Origin of the sequence: Clostridium beijerinckii, from assembly GCF_018223745.1 — a bacterium.
Classification (GTDB): Bacteria; Bacillota; Clostridia; order Clostridiales; family Clostridiaceae; genus Clostridium; species Clostridium beijerinckii.
The window spans coordinates 12,501-28,473 of record NZ_CP073653.1 but is presented as its reverse complement, the minus strand read 5'-3'; the positions used below and the strand labels follow the sequence as shown (position 1 = coordinate 28,473).

Sequence of the window (15,973 nt, the reverse complement as noted above, 5' to 3'; positions counted from 1 at the left end):
AATAATTTGAGAAATTTATATATATATGCTTATATTACTAAGTATAGTTTCTTATTATTTCATCCTTTATATACTTTAATATCAATATTACATAGGTTAATGTTCCAACAATAAACATAGTATCAAAGCTTATATTAGGATTAGCTATTTCTAGTATTATTTGTATTATTAATGGCAATGTAGCCGCATATAAGGTTAAAGAATATAAAGCTATATATTTGACTACCATTCTTAAAAATACTGTGAAAAGCGCTGCAACAATTGATACAATTAAGGAATTCAATAATAAATTAAAAAGTATTATTGAAAAATATGCTACCGTTTGATCTACTAAAGATATTATATCTAAATTATAATTCTTATATTGAACAAATGCACTCTTTAAGCCTCCCAATAAGAAACTAAGGAATATTGCATATGAGATTGATCTTAATATTCCTTCTTTCGCATATTTAGAAAAAACCTTTATGTCATATATAGAAGTTATAAGCTTTATAAAAAAATTAGTTTTATTAGTCATTTTCCCCTCCAGATAAATATTGTCTACTTTCATAAGGCCTATTAAGTATATTAACACATATTAAAATTAGTTTAAACTTCAAGGTTTATTATTTACTTTTATTGTCAATATTATATAAATAAAAGAGGACTTTGTAATTAAATAAAAGATTAATCGGCAATATCTTATTCAAATTCACTCTAAATATATTAGTTACTTCATTAGGAGGCATTTATTTGAGCATAAATACATTTTATTATAAAAAGTTAAAAACTAAAAAATTACCTAAAAGAATTATATATGTGCTAGCTTTATTAATAGCATTATCTTCTAGCTGCTTTTATGAGTTATACCGTTATAATAAACTTTTAAATAACTTCAAATCAAATTTTGATAATTATAAATTTTCTGAAGCTAATAATTTATTGATAACTAAACAAAACTTTAATCCATTTAAATTATCTATGATTAGTCATGATGTATCCAAATATCTTAGAACTAAAATTAATACTTTATCAGATGAAATCCAAGATAAGAAAATTTCTTCTGAAGATGCCTTAATTCAGTTTAAGGAAATAAAACGTTATAATCTAGTGAATGATGATGATCTACATAATGCTTCTGATTCGATAGACTTAATTCAAGATTCTATTAAAAATTATAACTCTGGTATTAATTCTTTTAATAATGAACAATATTCAGAGGCCATTTCATTCTTTAAAAAAGTTTCTGCTTTAGATCTTAACTATACAGATTCACTTATATACCTAGATGAATCAAAAAGTAAACTAAAGGAGAATTTATTTGCTTACTGCGATAATTTAATTAGCAATGATTACTATAGCGAAGCTATGTCTAAAATTTCAGACAATAATGATCTTTTGGGTGATGACATAGATGTAAAAGAAAAGATAGCAGATATAAAAGAAAAACAACAAGAATACTTAGATAAAAATTCAGCTATTGCTGAAGCTTCATCGCGTGCCTTGACAACCAATATTACATCAAAAAATATTAATACATTAAATATAGAGAGTACAACACCTTATCTTATAAATGTAAACATTCAAGATCAAAAGACTTATGTTTATAAAGGAAAAGCTGATAAGTGGCAATTGGTTAAAGCATTCCCTTGTTCCACTGGAATAAGTGGAGAAGATACCCCTTCTGGATCATTTACTATTAAAGAGAGAGGTGATTGGTTCTTTTCAGAAGAATATAAGGAAGGCGGCAAATATTGGACTCAAATTACTGGAGACATTTTATTTCATTCAGTTCCATTTGCTAAAGACAAAACTACGGTTCTAGATTATACCATGAATAAACCTTCTTCTCATGGCTGTATTAGACTCTCTATAGATGATGCCAAATGGATTTTTACTAACATACCTAGAGAAAGTAAAGTTATAATAAAATAACTATTAAAAAAGCAAGAAGATAAATTTATTTTTGTCTTCTTGCTTTTCTTATTATTTTACTTAAACATATTTATATTATTCTAATTTCTTTTTCTAAATAAAATGAATATAAGTACTTATATTTAACCTTTTTACCTGTTAACTTAAATATTGCATCACTATAATAATCTAATTGTTTCCTATACTTCTCTTTAAATTCATCTTCATGACCTTCTATAATATAATCGGTTTTGTAATCTATAAGTATAATATCTCCCTTATATTCAAAGAAACAATCAATTATTCCTTGTAATCTTATCTTTTCATCCTTATATATATTATCAAGTGTTTTATCTACTTCTAAACTGCTTATCTCTGTATAAAAAGGTATTTCTCTATAAATCTTTTCTCCACTACAATTTAAATCAAGAATTTTTTTCCCTAAATCCGACCTAAAAAAGCTCAGTATCTTAGTAGGATTAATTACCTTTAATTCTTCGCTAAGCAAAAGCTCCTTTTCAAATAATTCGTGCAATTGTTCTTTAATTTCCTCCGTAGATGATACTCTATTAAAATCTATTTTTTTCATTACAAAATGAACTGCAGTACCCTTTTCTGAAGGAGTAAGACCTTTCTTCTCTTGAAGAAACTTAGGGACAACTTTTACCTTTTCTCTATATAATTGTTCAGTATCATCATCTTCTTCTGCATTCCTTCTCTTTAAATCTGAAACTGAAATATTACTTTTAATTGTTGTTGAAGCTTTAAATGGATATTTATATGATAATATTTTATCTACTTCTTCATATAAAGAATTATCATATGGTTTATTATTTAGTATTGTTAACTCATATCCTTCACCTTGTTCTAACACTTCTGTCTTTGTCTTATCAATTAAGTCGCCCTTATTCCAAAAACTAACTTTCCACCTAGAATCATCATCCTTTAATATTAAATTTTCAGTTCCAAAACTTTCTGATAAGACACTACCATCTCTATGTTGGCATAGTGACATACAAATCCAATCTAAATATGACTTTCCTTTTAAAACTTCCGAAGGGGATATACGATTATAATCTAAAGATGCTGATCCTAACCATTTTTCAGCTGATTTTTCAAGATTTCCTACTGCACCCGTCATAATCAACTTTTCCTTTGCCCTAGTACATGCTACGTACAGTATTCTCATTTCCTCCGATAATGTTTCAAATTTCATCTTTTTCTTTATTGATTCTTTAGCTAAAGTTCCTGTGCTAAACCTTTTTCCTATATCTATAAAGTCTGGCCCAAGTCCTAGTTCATCGTGATACAATATGCTTTTATTTAAATCCATAAGGTTAAAATTCTTTCCTAACCCGCATAAGAATACCACTGGAAACTCTAGCCCCTTACTTTTATGGATACTCATAATTCTTACTACATCCTCATTTTCACCTAATACTTGAGCACTTCCCATGTCACCTGAAGATTTTATAAGTTTATTTATAAAATTTATAAAATTAAATAATCCCTTAAAACTCGTTTTCTCAAATTGTCTTGCTCTTTGAAAAAGTATTTTTAAGTTTGCTTGCCTAAGCACTCCATTTGGCATAGCTCCAACATATCCATAATAAGCAGTATCCATATATAAATACCATATAAATTCATCAATTGCCATATAAATTGATTTATCTCTCCACTTGTCAACGGAATTAATAAAATACTTGCATTTAGCTATCAATACATCAGAATAAGATTCATTAATTGAATTATAAGCTTCTTCACTTATATATTTTATATTTTCATAAAAATAATTATCTTTATTTACAAGTCTAATATCACTTATTTCTTCTGCCGAAAATCCCATAATTGGAGATCTCATTACTGATATTACTGGAATGTCCTGCATTGGATTATCAACAACCTTTAAAAGAGAAATTATTGTTCTAATCTCAATTGATTCAAAATAACCAGATCCTGTATCTGCATACACTGGAATTCCTTCTGCACTTAACTCATCTAATAATGGCTCTGACCAGTTTTTAGTGGCTCTAAGTAGAATAACTATATCCCTATATTTTAATGGCCTATATTCACCAGATTCCTTATCTAAAACTTTAAAAATTTGTTCATCTTCACTTTTTGACATTAGTTCTTTAATTCTTTTCGCAACGATCCTACCTTCTAAAATAACATTATTTATTTCTTCCTGTTCCTCATTATCTTCTACAACCGTTTCATTATGGCTCTTATCAATTATATTAACTTCAATAGGGCCTCCAACAATTGTATCTTTGAATTTATTTTCCTTAAAGTCTGCGCCTAAATTTAAAGCTTCCTCATCTGTATATTCTAACTCTCCAACAACTTCAGACATTACTTCTTTAAAGATGTAATTTACTCCATCTATAATTTCTCTTCGACTTCTAAAATTTTTATATAATTGAATTTTTCTATTCGTTCCATTACTTGAATCATATGTATTATATTTTTCAATGAATAATTCAGGTTTTGCTTGTCTAAATCTATATATACTTTGCTTAACGTCCCCAACCATAAATACATTTGGATTATCATCATTCTTTCTGGATACTAGGTTTATTATTGTTTCTTGAACGTTATTTGAATCTTGATACTCATCAACAAGTACTTCATCGAAATATTCTTTAAAATTCATTGCAATACTTGATGGAATTATATTATTCTCATCATCATAATCACTTAATATTTTTAAACATAAATGCTCTAAATCATTAAAATCTAATATATTTCTTTCTCGTTTTCGTTTACTAAACCTAGCACTAAATTCTAAAACTAATTCTATCAATTTTTTTATGTAATGATGTGCCCCTTGAATATTCCTTAACATTTGCTGTGGATTTACTGAATATGCATTATTTAATAATTCAGATATTCCCTTTTTAACATCATCTCTAATCTTTTTTACAGTATTTTGAGACAACTCATCTGAAACCTTATCTTTTTTTATAGATTTTAATCTACTGAATTGTATTGATGATAATGAATTAAACATTTCCTCAAGTCCATTATCAGTAGATTCATAAGCATTCCTTATATAACTTAATTCCATTAATAAGTTATCCATATAAGGTTCTAATCCATCAGTTTTGCTAGTAACCTCAATGGCCTTTTCTAACATTTTAACATACCCATCTAACTCAATTTTTACGCTTTGAGCTAAAACTCTCACCCAATTAGTTCTATCCAATTCATCTAATTGTTTAATATTAAAAGACTCAGCACTATTAGCAAGCCATTTTTCAGGCCATGGACCTGACATTGTAAAGCTATATAAATCTAATACTAAATTTTTTAAATTATTATCATTTTTATAGCTACTAAATATCTCAACCAAATTAGTAAACTCAGTATCTTCTTCCTCGTATTTATCTTCGAAAAGTTCTTCAATAACTTCCGATTTAATTAGTATTCCCTCAGTCTGATCACCTATTCTAAATGATGGATCTAGATCAATCCTATGGTAATTATTTTTAATTACATCTAAGCAAAACGAATGCATTGTAGTGATATTAGCTCTATTTAACAGCGTTAATTGCCTCTGTAGATTTTTAGACCTAGGATTATTCTCTAATTCCTTTGATATCGCATCTGCTATCCTTTCCCTCATCTCAGCAGCTGCTGCATTAGTAAAAGTTACAACCAATAACTTATCTATATCAACTGGATTCTCTTCATTAGTAATTATTCTTATGATCCTCTCTACTAAAACAGCAGTTTTACCTGAACCCGCCGCCGCCGCAACTAGTAAATTACAATTTCTCGTTTCAATTGCACTTAACTGTTCATCAGTCCATTTTGTATTACCCATATATAAATCTCTCCTGTACTAATTAAAATCGCTTTAGCTGTAAGAAAACCTAATTAATTTTAATCAAAAATATATTAGATTCTTTTATAGTACTATACTTCCTCATTCTCAACTTTAATTAATTTATTAGAATTATCAATTTCTTTTTTTATATTATTCCATATATCATTTGTAGATTTGTTTATTATAATTTTGTATTTATTGTCTTTTATTTCTGTATCAAATTGGCATATTGATGAAAAATCACAGTATTCACAATGAGCAATGTTAGAATTCTTAGTCGGCTGAATTTTAATATCTCCACTTAGCATTTCTTCACATATCTCTATCATCTTCCTATTTACATATTCTCTAAGTATTCTAAACTCCTCTTCTGTTACAACATCACTAGTTGCCTTAAAACTTCCATCAGCCTTAAATGATGCTGGTATAACCAATGAATATCCTTCTATATCCTTATCCATAGCTTTTACAACCCTCGCATCTTTTAAGACTAATCCTTTCATCTTTAAAGCACTTAATACTTCTTCTTCTACTTCTTCATAAGTCATTTCTTTCTTGCTTTTTATTATAGGATCATCTATTTTAAAGTATAATATTGCTCCTGGCTTTACTTGTTTATCAAGTATATATTTCGAATTCTTTATAAGTGCATCTAAATAAACTAATAATTGCATTTGTAATCCATAATATAGTTCATTTAAATCAAATTTTTTCGCTCCAGTTTTATAATCTATAATTCTTATATAAGTTTCACCATCTAAATCTAATTTATCTATTCTATCAATTCTTCCTTGAAGATACACTTTTTCATTATCATTCAAATTTAATGTTATAGCTTCTCCCGAGCTATAACTTCCAAAATCAAATTCAGTTTTAAATACTTCAAATTCACCTTTTCCTATTTGACTTGCAATAACTGAAACAGATTTAGATATTACTCTTTTAAATCTTTGCGCTAAATATTTAAATTTCTTAGTACTATTTAATATAGAATTACTTTCATCCATTAATTTCTTATCAATAAGGTTAGATATTATCTCCTTACATTTTTCATTGCTTAAATCGGACCATAGTATTCCATCTTCTCTAACTTTATTAGTGAATGAATCAAGCATTTCGTGTACAAATGATCCTAAGTCTGGTGGTGTAAATTCATATACCTTTCTATTTTTAGCTTTTAGTCCATATTGAACAAAATAAGAAAAAGGGCATTCTGCATACTTTTCTAACTTTGAAACACTAAATACTAACTTTTCTAAGTCATTCTGATAAAGTTTTCTAAGTTTGTTTTTTGAAACTTTATCTCCAATGTTTGAGTAACTAAGCCCCTTGAATATATTCTTAACTTTATCTCTAAACTCACCATTATTTTTAAACCATTCATATATCTCAGACCAGTAAGGCTCTACATATTCTTTATCAAAATCTTTTCTCATAGAAATTATAAGTTCATTAAATGTTGGAATTGGTGCAATAATTTTGCCAAATTTATTTTCAAGAATTTTTAAATCATAAATTGCACTTTCTTCAATTAAATTAGGAAATATCTTTTTAATTCTAGATATTACTATAGATGGTCTTAATGATTTACCCTCAAAATCAGCCATCGGATATGAAAGCATTAAATATTCACTACTAATTGTTAATGCTATATATAGTAGATACTGTTCTTCAAAAACTTTATTTCTAGTTGTTGATGATAAATTTATTCCAACCTCACCTAATGTTGTTCTATCTCTATCAGATAATAGACCTTCCTCTTTCTTGGATGCCGGTAGAACTCCATCATTAATTCCTACTATGTAAAGAACTTTAACATCTCTGCCCTTTATTCTTGCTATATCTCCAATATTAACCTGATCTAATGCTACAGGTATAATTCCTATCTCTTCATTGGCGAAACCAGAACTCAATATTCTAAAAAACTCAGAATACTCTAATCTCTCTTCGCCTATAACATCGACCGCTTGATCTAGAATGTCTATAACTATACTTTCAACCTGACTATATTCCTTAACTTTATCTTCTAATCCTAATTCTTCAAAATTTTTAATCCATTCATTAATTCTGTCAAAAACTTTTACATCCACTAAAAACTCATAAATAGCTGAACATATATCTTTAACTTTATGTTTTCCATTTATTTTATTATGAAAAATCATCAATGGATATCTTATCTCTTCCATAATTTCAGCTATTAAAACTTTATCATCCGTCAATTCACTATTTCCTATAAACCATTTCTCATTTACTGTTTCTCTTGATGTCCATTTATAACCCTTTACCCCATACTCTAATATAAAGTTCTCTAGCCTATCTATATATGAATTATCTATGCCAGTTAAACCACTCTTTAAATATTTAAATACACTTTCATAAGACCAATTCTTAAGCAAAATTTCAAAAGCAGAACTTATAAGTACAATCAATGGATTACTTAGTAATTGAATCTTTTTATCTAAAAAGTATGGAATATTATAATCTTTAAATATTACTGATATTATTTTTTCATAATCGTCTATATTTCTACAAACTACAGATATATCTCTATATCTATAACCCTTTTCTCTCACCAAACTTGTAATACTTTTTGATACTCTTTCTATCTCGTCATAAATATTACTTGCTTTGTAAAGTGTTATTCTCTCAGGGGTCTTATCATATTCATTAAATGGGTAAGAAAAAAAATACTTTTCTATATGATCAAGTTCCAGATTATCTTTAAACCTATAAGGAATTGCATTATTTAAGTTAACTGGCTTATCATAGGCTATATTGTTTTCTTTCATTATCTTTAATATTTTATTTTCAGTACTCTTTATAATATTGAATACATCAGTTATATCTTCAGAGTTGTTGTTTAGAGATTTGTTATCAATACAAAAAGTTATATTAACTCTTCTGCATCTCTTGGCTAATACCTTTATAATATCTAGTTGTTGAGGTGTAAAGCTAGTAAATTCATCTATCCAGACTTCAGAATCTACATACGCGCTACTTTCTAATAACTTTTTATTTAGTAATGTTAACTGATCATCTCCATCAATGTAATTTTCATGCATTTTTAAGTTAAATGCTTCATAAATTATCATCAACTCTTTAATTTTTTGATATAATTCATTATCATTTATTTTCTCATCTATTGCTCTTATACTATCAATGCTAATATTATACTTTTTAAATTCCGAAATCACTTCTGATATAATTTCATTAAATCCTTGTTCTCTAGACATCCTATTAAAATAATCCAAAGACTCAATATTTTCATTTATAACTCTATGAATTAGCATATTCCTTCCAGATTCCTTAATAATCTCTTTAACTCTTCCACCATATTCTTCAAAAATATTATGAGCCATTTTCTTAAAACTCAGCACCTCTGTCCTAAAAAAAGCATGTTCTCCTATTTCATGTAATATTTTATTTTCGGTCGTAAATGTATATTGTTCTGGAACTAATAGAATTAACTTATTTAAATCTAATTTCTTATCAATATTATTTTTTATCTCGTCAATGCAAAATTTACTCTTGCCTGTTCCAGATCTTCCATAAACAAATCTTATACTCATACGTATTTTCCATCCTCACATTTTAAATATGAATTATATCTTTCTCTAATTATCCCCATAATTATAATATCTATATATTCTCTATCTATATAACTAGAATATCTTTTAATATACTCCTCTATAAACCCACATTTTTTATAACACTTTATAGCTCTTATATTATAACTAGCAACGTATAATTCTACTTTCATAGCATTCAGCTTCTTAAATAAATATCTTAGAAGAGTTTTTATAGAATCTGCCCCATAACTTCTTCCCCAATACTCGCTACCTATCGTTATACCAATGCAGTATGTCCTACTATAATATTCTTTCTCCTTGTACGTTACAAAACCAATTAAATTATCATCCTCATTCACTATACTTAAAGCTTTTCTTAAATCTACTTTATTATCCATGCTATCAATTATTATATTATACTTTTTAACTTTCTCTTCACTATGTAACTTGAATAATATACTTACATCTTCCTTTTTTAGTAATCTTAAATGTACTTTGCTGCCGCTTAGCATAATTCACCTTCTTATAATAATTAATTTATTTTATAATCAGACATATTAATTATAATATTTCAAGTTTATTTTCTCCATAAAATTAATTCAAAACAAAAAAAACATCTAACAATTTGTTAGATGTTTGGCGGAGGATCCGGGATTTGAACCCGGGCGCCAGTTACCCGACCTACGCCCTTAGCAGGGGCGCCTCTTCAGCCACTTGAGTAATCCTCCATGTGCCTTCTATTTTAATGGCGGAAAGATAGGGATTCGAACCCTAGGTACGCTTACACGCACGCCGGTTTTCAAGACCGGTGCCTTAAACCAACTCGACCATCTTTCCATGTCTCACAACAAATATGATTATATCAACTAATTTTATTTATGTCAACATATTTATTTCAATAAATTTAATTTTTTCATTTAGCTAAAATTAATTTTAGCTACGAGTTACAGAATATCAAATAATTTAGAATAGTAAATTATATTTATTGAGCATTTATATAAATTTTCAACAAATAAAAATATATGTTTTACTAAGACTAATTAATTATATTAAAAAACACCTAACAAATGTTAGATGCTTGGCGGAGGATCCGGGATTTGAACCCGGGCGCCAGTTACCCGACCTACGCCCTTAGCAGGGGCGCCTCTTCAGCCACTTGAGTAATCCTCCAAATAAATTTTATATTTTTAGACAAAAAAATGGCGGAAAGATAGGGATTCGAACCCTAGGTACGCTTACACGCACGCCGGTTTTCAAGACCGGTGCCTTAAACCAACTCGACCATCTTTCCACATCTAGTGACATATATCATTATATCAATTACTTATACTTATGTCAACTATTTTATAATATTTTATTAAAATAAATTATTATAATAAAATATTAGCTTATAGATTTAATGTTTAGCTATTATTTTATCTTCCGTGTACATATTATATCTACGCCAGTATTAAGTATATTCTTACAAATATTATCGCCAATATTAGTAGGAGTACTAACATAAATCCTACTAAGAACCTTTGAAAATTCTTTCCATAAGTGCTTCTCAACGCTTTTATTACTTTTTACTGATACAACTTTGTAATTGATATTACCTTTTACTCTAACTAAACTGGTAAAAACATCTTTATTAGGCATTACTAATTACTCCAATCTAAATTTCATTAAACTCCTTAATTCTTCCAACTAAAATTTGTGAATCCATAGAATCATCTACTATATCTAAAACACTTTTATCCATCTCTCTTGCCAATATCTTTATTATCTTTATATTGCAACTTGAACCATTGCAGTTTCCAAGACCTATCCCTGTACGCCTTTTCACTCCCTCTACTGTTCTTGCACCTAAAGGTCTTCTTATTGAATCAATAATCTCTCCCTCAGAAATATTATTGCAATTACAAATAATATTGCCATAACGCTTATCAAGAGAAATTATTCTATTTATTTGATCTTTAGTCATCTCTCTAAATATATATGTCTCTCTCTTTTTATCAATATAATCCTTTTTCTTCGTTATATTCATACTTACTTTAACTTTCTTTTCAATATCCTGAGCAATTGCTGGTGCAACTGATATTTTAGCATAATGATTTCCTACAACCTTTATATAACCGGCCTCCAAATTACTATCATCTATTAACATATCATTTTCGCTGTATACTTCTGTAAATATATTAACTATTGACTCTTTTTTTATATTTTTCAATATTCTTTCTGGCAATTCTAATTTAGCGCTAAAATTATCACTGATCTTAATTCCAATTAAATTTTCATTTTCGGATATTGGCACCTTTATCATGGAATTTTCTTCATCTATATCTTCAATAATAATTTTCTTTAAGTTATCGCCTATACTTTTCTTAACTATTATACACTTAACTTTTTTATTTTTCATTTCGCTTGTTACATTACCACACATATCATTAAAGGATTCATTTGGAATTGTATTAATAACTAGTTTACAAGTAAACTTATTTTTATTCGTAGTTACTCTGAATCCCTTAGAAATAGTCTTAATATCTATAACCTCTTCTTCTAATCTAAAATTCACTCCATTATCTACAGCTATTTCTGCATATGAAACAGCTAGGTTATATGGTGATATTATTGAAGTATTCTCAGAATAGATAGCTTTATTTGCCTTTAAATTTAAACTTGGTTCCACATTATAAAGTTCATCACTATCTATTATGCGAACTCCATCTATTCCTCGCTCCATAGAATCACTGTACACTTTATTTAATAGTTCACCACTCTCATCTAAGAAAAGCCTTAATGAACCAATCTTATTATATCTAACATTGACCTTTTTACAATGCTTCCTTATTATATCAATACCTCTTTTCTCCAAGAGAGCCATTTTACTACTACTTGATTCTGAACCATCATAAACTACAGCTGTATTTGCAAATGAAATATCGTTTGCAACATCATATCCCTTTTCAATTAACGCTATATTTATATTATATTTTGAAAGTTCATAGGCAACTGCACATCCAATTATCCCACCGCCTAAAATTAATACATCATAATCCATTACTAGTCCTCCAAATCTGAAACTATAAAGTTGTTCTTTTTCAATTCCAATATAATTAAATCAATATCATCTTGAGTTTCAGCTGCTATTGTGTGAAGATGAACTCCATTAGTTAATGCAGATAGTAATTTTGCTTTTTGTTCCTTATATTTTTCAATAAATTTATTTAACTCATTATAATTCTTAATCATAAGCATGCCTTTTATTTCTCCATACAATGGATGCTCCACTACTACATCTTCAATCATTCCACCATATTTGATTACTATACTTAATTCCTCAATCATCTCATCTTCAGTATGAATTACTGCAATAATTGCTTTAGCTTTATTATTATTTGCATTAATTATATATCCATCTGGAGTTGCTATTATATTTTTACCTTTAGCTCTAAGAATTGCTATATCTTTTACTATAACCTGTCTAGTTACAGAATATCTTTTTGCTATAAAGCTGCCTTTCAAAGGCTCATTACTTTCTAGAAGTAATTTAATTATATCCTCTCTTCTCTCAATAGAATTCATATTTCCCTCCTATTTTAATTGCAATCATCAGATATACTTAATACTTTTAAATATATATTTTTCGAGTCAATATCACTTTTATTATGATGATACTTGATAGAATTTATTACGTCTAAGCATTCATCATTATTAATACTCTCAATCAGTCTTGCTCCAACTTCCGGATGATTATAATAACTTATTATTTTCTTATTTTTATTATACTTCAAAAATTTCCCGCGAGTAATACTATTTAAAAAAACAATAATGCCTTTATAAAATATATTTAATTTAGATTCTAATTTTCCTATGTCATGCAATAATGCACACCTAGCCATCCTTTTTTTATCGATATCAACTATATTATTATCCTCTATATATTTTATAGCCGTTCTACAGACTCTTATTGAATGTTGCCGCTCTGATTTAGTAAGTTTCATAAATAAATTCAACTCAGAAATACTAAGATACATCTTTAGTATTTCCATATCTTCCTTAACGAATATAGATTCTATTGCCCAATAAAATTGTTTTATTCTATATGAAAACATTCTTATCTCCTATGCTTATTCATACTGAACATAATTAAATAATTAAATAATTGTATAATAAAAGAAGTTATGAATTAATTCATAACTTCTTAATGGTGGAGATAAAGAGATTCGAACTCTTGACCCCCTGCGTGCAAGGCAGGTGCTCTCCCAACTGAGCTATACCCCCATGGTGGACCTTCAGGGACTCGAACCCTAGACCTACCGGTTATGAGCCGGTTGCTCTAACCAACTGAGCTAAAGATCCCTTTTAAATTTTACCTGGCGACTTCCTACTCTCCCACACAGTCTCCCATGCAGTACCATCAGCGTAATAGACCTTAACTTTCCTGTTCGGAATGGGAAGGAGTGTTACCTCTATGCCATCATCACCAGATCATTACAAATAATATTATACTTTGGAACATATCTTATGTCAAGTATTTTTTATATTATTCTTTCAAAATTGCACACAGTTTCTTTAATGTATTTACAACTTGACTATATTGGTCAAGCCCTCGACCTATTAGTATCAGTCAGCTAAATATGTTGCCATACTTACACCTCTGACCTATCAACCTTGTAGTCTTCAAGGGGTCTTACTAGCTTATGCTATGGGAAATCTCATCTTGAGGTGGGCTTCACACTTAGATGCTTTCAGCGTTTATCCCTTCCCGACTTAGCTACCCAGCTATGCTTCTGGCGAAACAACTGGTACACCATAGGTCAGTCCATCCCGGTCCTCTCGTACTAAGGACAGCTCCTCTCAAATTTCCTACGCCCGCGACGGATAGGGACCGAACTGTCTCACGACGTTCTGAACCCAGCTCGCGTGCCGCTTTAATGGGCGAACAGCCCAACCCTTGGGACCTACTTCAGCCCCAGGATGCGACGAGCCGACATCGAGGTGCCAAACCTCCCCGTCGATGTGAACTCTTGGGGGAGATCAGCCTGTTATCCCCGAGGTAGCTTTTATCCGTTGAGCGATGGCCCTCCCACGAGGTACCACCGGATCACTAAGCCCGACTTTCGTCCCTGCTCCACTTGTAGGTGTCGCAGTCAGGCTCCCTTCTGCCTTTACACTCTTCGAACGATTTCCGACCGTTCTGAGGGAACCTTTGGGCGCCTCCGTTACATTTTAGGAGGCGACCGCCCCAGTCAAACTGCCCACCTAACAATGTCCTGTCACCAGTTTCATGGCATCCAGTTAGAACTTCAATACTATCAGGGTGGTATCCCAACAACGACTCCACCAAGGCTGACGCCCTAGTTTCCAAGTCTCCCACCTATCCTGTACAGACAATACCGAAATTCAATGCTAAGCTACAGTAAAGCTCTACGGGGTCTTTCCGTCCAATCGCGGGTAGCGAGCATCTTCACTCGCACTACAACTTCGCCGGATTTGCAGTTGAGACAGTGCACAAGTCATTACGCCATTCGTGCGGGTCAGAACTTACCTGACAAGGAATTTCGCTACCTTAGGACCGTTATAGTTACGGCCGCCGTTTACTGGGGCTTAAGTTCACACCTTCGCGTTACCACTAAGTGTTCCCCTTAACCTTCCAGCACCGGGCAGGCGTCAGCCCCTATACATCAGCTTTCGCTTTAGCAGAGACCTGTGTTTTTGTTAAACAGTTGCTTGTGCCTATTCTCTGCGGCCTGATTTCTCAGGCACCCCTTCTCCCGAAGTTACGGGGTCAATTTGCCTAGTTCCTTAACTGCAATTCTTCCGTCGGCCTTAGGATTCTCTCCTCATCTACCTGTGTCGGTTTGCGGTACGGGCACTACTTCTCTCTCTAGATGCTTTTCTTGGAAGCATGGAATCAGATACTTCGGTTCCGTAGAACCTTCCCCATCACGCCTCAGAATTGTTGGAACGGATTTGCCAATCCCAACTCCCTAAACGCTTAGACTAGCATCCAATAGCTAGCACATCCTATCCTTCTCCGTCACACCATCGATAATAACGATTATAGTGGTATTGGAATATCAACCAATTGTCCATCGACTACGCCTTTCGGCCTCGCCTTAGGTCCCGACTAACCCTGAGAAGACAAACTTTACTCAGGAAACCTTAGATATTCGGCCTGTAGGATTCTCGCCTACATCTCGCTACTAATGCCAACATTCTCACTCGTAATCAGTCCACCGCTCCTTACGGTACGACTTCAGCCCGATTACGACGCTCCTCTACCGCTCACGTTAAACGTGAACCCGTAGCTTCGGTGGTAAGTTTGAGCCCCGGACATTTTCGGCGCAGGATCTCTTGACTAGTGAGCTATTACGCACTCTTTTAATGAGTGGCTGCTTCTAAGCCAACATCCTAGTTGTCTTAGAAATCCCACATCCTTTTCCACTTAACTTACACTTTGGGACCTTAGCTGACGATCTGGGCTGTTTCCCTTTTGACCATGGAACTTATCTTTCATAGTCTGACTGCCGGACTGATAGTATGTGGCATTCGGAGTTTGATAAGGTTCGGTAAGCGCTATGCCCCCTAGCCTATTCAGTGCTCTACCTCCACTACTCACATTTTCCGACGCTAGCCCTAAAGCTATTTCGAGGAGAACCAGCTATATCCGAGTTCGATTGGAATTTCTCCG

General features: G+C 31.0%; 9 protein-coding genes, 6 tRNA genes and 2 rRNA genes (1 of these 17 running past the window's edge). 1 reads left to right on the top strand and 16 read right to left on the bottom strand.

The window, feature by feature from the left end; all coding sequences use genetic code 11:
• Positions 1-37 precede the first annotated feature (37 nt).
• Positions 38-520 (bottom strand): DUF1189 family protein, encoded by a 483-nt coding sequence (locus KEC93_RS00130; RefSeq protein ID WP_017209559.1) that lies wholly within the window; start codon positions 518-520, stop codon positions 38-40.
• Positions 521-735: 215 nt separating this feature from the next.
• Here KEC93_RS00130 and KEC93_RS00125 point away from each other — a divergent pair, with 215 nt between their 5' ends.
• The gene (locus tag KEC93_RS00125; RefSeq protein ID WP_077868831.1) at positions 736-1,917 is read left to right on the top strand and encodes a L,D-transpeptidase; all 1,182 of its coding nucleotides are present in this window, start codon (positions 736-738) and stop codon (positions 1,915-1,917) included.
• A 70-nt stretch (positions 1,918-1,987) separates the two neighbouring features.
• Here KEC93_RS00125 and addA read toward each other — a convergent pair whose 3' ends face one another.
• The 15 genes from addA to KEC93_RS00050 form a co-directional block, all read right to left on the bottom strand.
• Positions 1,988-5,725, bottom strand: a complete 3,738-nt coding sequence (addA, locus tag KEC93_RS00120) for a helicase-exonuclease AddAB subunit AddA (protein ID WP_077868830.1) — start codon at positions 5,723-5,725, stop codon at positions 1,988-1,990.
• A 92-nt stretch (positions 5,726-5,817) separates the two neighbouring features.
• Positions 5,818-9,297 carry a helicase-exonuclease AddAB subunit AddB gene (gene addB / locus KEC93_RS00115; RefSeq protein ID WP_077868829.1) on the bottom strand — a complete coding sequence of 1,160 codons (3,480 nt, stop codon included), beginning with the start codon at positions 9,295-9,297 and terminating at the stop codon, positions 5,818-5,820.
• The gene (locus KEC93_RS00110) at positions 9,294-9,809 is read right to left on the bottom strand and encodes a GNAT family N-acetyltransferase (RefSeq protein ID WP_023976924.1); all 516 of its coding nucleotides are present in this window, start codon (positions 9,807-9,809) and stop codon (positions 9,294-9,296) included. Before KEC93_RS00110 ends, addB begins: the two co-directional genes overlap by 4 nt.
• Positions 9,810-9,934: 125 nt before the next feature.
• Positions 9,935-10,025, bottom strand: a tRNA-Ser gene (locus KEC93_RS00105).
• 18 nt (positions 10,026-10,043) lie between these two features.
• Positions 10,044-10,134, bottom strand: a tRNA-Ser gene (locus tag KEC93_RS00100).
• Between the two features lie 242 nt (positions 10,135-10,376).
• Positions 10,377-10,467: transfer RNA gene (locus KEC93_RS00095), tRNA-Ser, on the bottom strand.
• Between the two features lie 30 nt (positions 10,468-10,497).
• Positions 10,498-10,588 (bottom strand) — tRNA-Ser (locus KEC93_RS00090).
• A gap of 119 nt (positions 10,589-10,707) precedes the next feature.
• Positions 10,708-10,935 (bottom strand): DUF1667 domain-containing protein, encoded by a 228-nt coding sequence (locus tag KEC93_RS00085; RefSeq protein ID WP_011967376.1) that lies wholly within the window; start codon positions 10,933-10,935, stop codon positions 10,708-10,710.
• Positions 10,936-10,951: 16 nt separating this feature from the next.
• Positions 10,952-12,337 (bottom strand): NAD(P)/FAD-dependent oxidoreductase, encoded by a 1,386-nt coding sequence (locus KEC93_RS00080; RefSeq protein ID WP_023976925.1) that lies wholly within the window; start codon positions 12,335-12,337, stop codon positions 10,952-10,954.
• A 2-nt stretch (positions 12,338-12,339) separates the two neighbouring features.
• Positions 12,340-12,861 carry a transcription repressor NadR gene (locus KEC93_RS00075; protein ID WP_023976926.1) on the bottom strand — a complete coding sequence of 174 codons (522 nt, stop codon included), beginning with the start codon at positions 12,859-12,861 and terminating at the stop codon, positions 12,340-12,342.
• 14 nt (positions 12,862-12,875) lie between these two features.
• Positions 12,876-13,391, bottom strand: coding sequence for an HD domain-containing protein (locus KEC93_RS00070; protein ID WP_039773422.1), 516 nt, complete (start codon positions 13,389-13,391; stop codon positions 12,876-12,878).
• A 93-nt stretch (positions 13,392-13,484) separates the two neighbouring features.
• Positions 13,485-13,560: transfer RNA gene (locus tag KEC93_RS00065), tRNA-Ala, on the bottom strand.
• A 1-nt stretch (position 13,561) separates the two neighbouring features.
• Positions 13,562-13,638: transfer RNA gene (locus tag KEC93_RS00060), tRNA-Ile, on the bottom strand.
• Between the two features lie 12 nt (positions 13,639-13,650).
• Positions 13,651-13,767, bottom strand: a 5S ribosomal RNA gene (gene rrf, locus KEC93_RS00055).
• Positions 13,768-13,876: 109 nt separating this feature from the next.
• Positions 13,877-15,973, bottom strand: a 23S ribosomal RNA gene (locus KEC93_RS00050) (it continues 812 nt past the right edge of the window).

What these genes read in the sequence shown, in the direction of transcription:
- KEC93_RS00130 (WP_017209559.1), bottom strand. Translation starts at nt 520, where the DNA reads ATGACTAATAAAACTAATTTTTTTATAAAGCTTATAACTTCTATATAT.
- addA (WP_077868830.1), bottom strand. Translation starts at nt 5,725, where the DNA reads ATGGGTAATACAAAATGGACTGATGAACAGTTAAGTGCAATTGAAACG.
- addB (WP_077868829.1), bottom strand. Translation starts at nt 9,297, where the DNA reads ATGAGTATAAGATTTGTTTATGGAAGATCTGGAACAGGCAAGAGTAAA.
- KEC93_RS00110 (WP_023976924.1), bottom strand. Translation starts at nt 9,809, where the DNA reads ATGCTAAGCGGCAGCAAAGTACATTTAAGATTACTAAAAAAGGAAGAT.
- KEC93_RS00085 (WP_011967376.1), bottom strand. Translation starts at nt 10,935, where the DNA reads ATGCCTAATAAAGATGTTTTTACCAGTTTAGTTAGAGTAAAAGGTAAT.
- KEC93_RS00080 (WP_023976925.1), bottom strand. Translation starts at nt 12,337, where the DNA reads ATGGATTATGATGTATTAATTTTAGGCGGTGGGATAATTGGATGTGCA.
- KEC93_RS00075 (WP_023976926.1), bottom strand. Translation starts at nt 12,861, where the DNA reads ATGAATTCTATTGAGAGAAGAGAGGATATAATTAAATTACTTCTAGAA.
- KEC93_RS00070 (WP_039773422.1), bottom strand. Translation starts at nt 13,391, where the DNA reads ATGTTTTCATATAGAATAAAACAATTTTATTGGGCAATAGAATCTATA.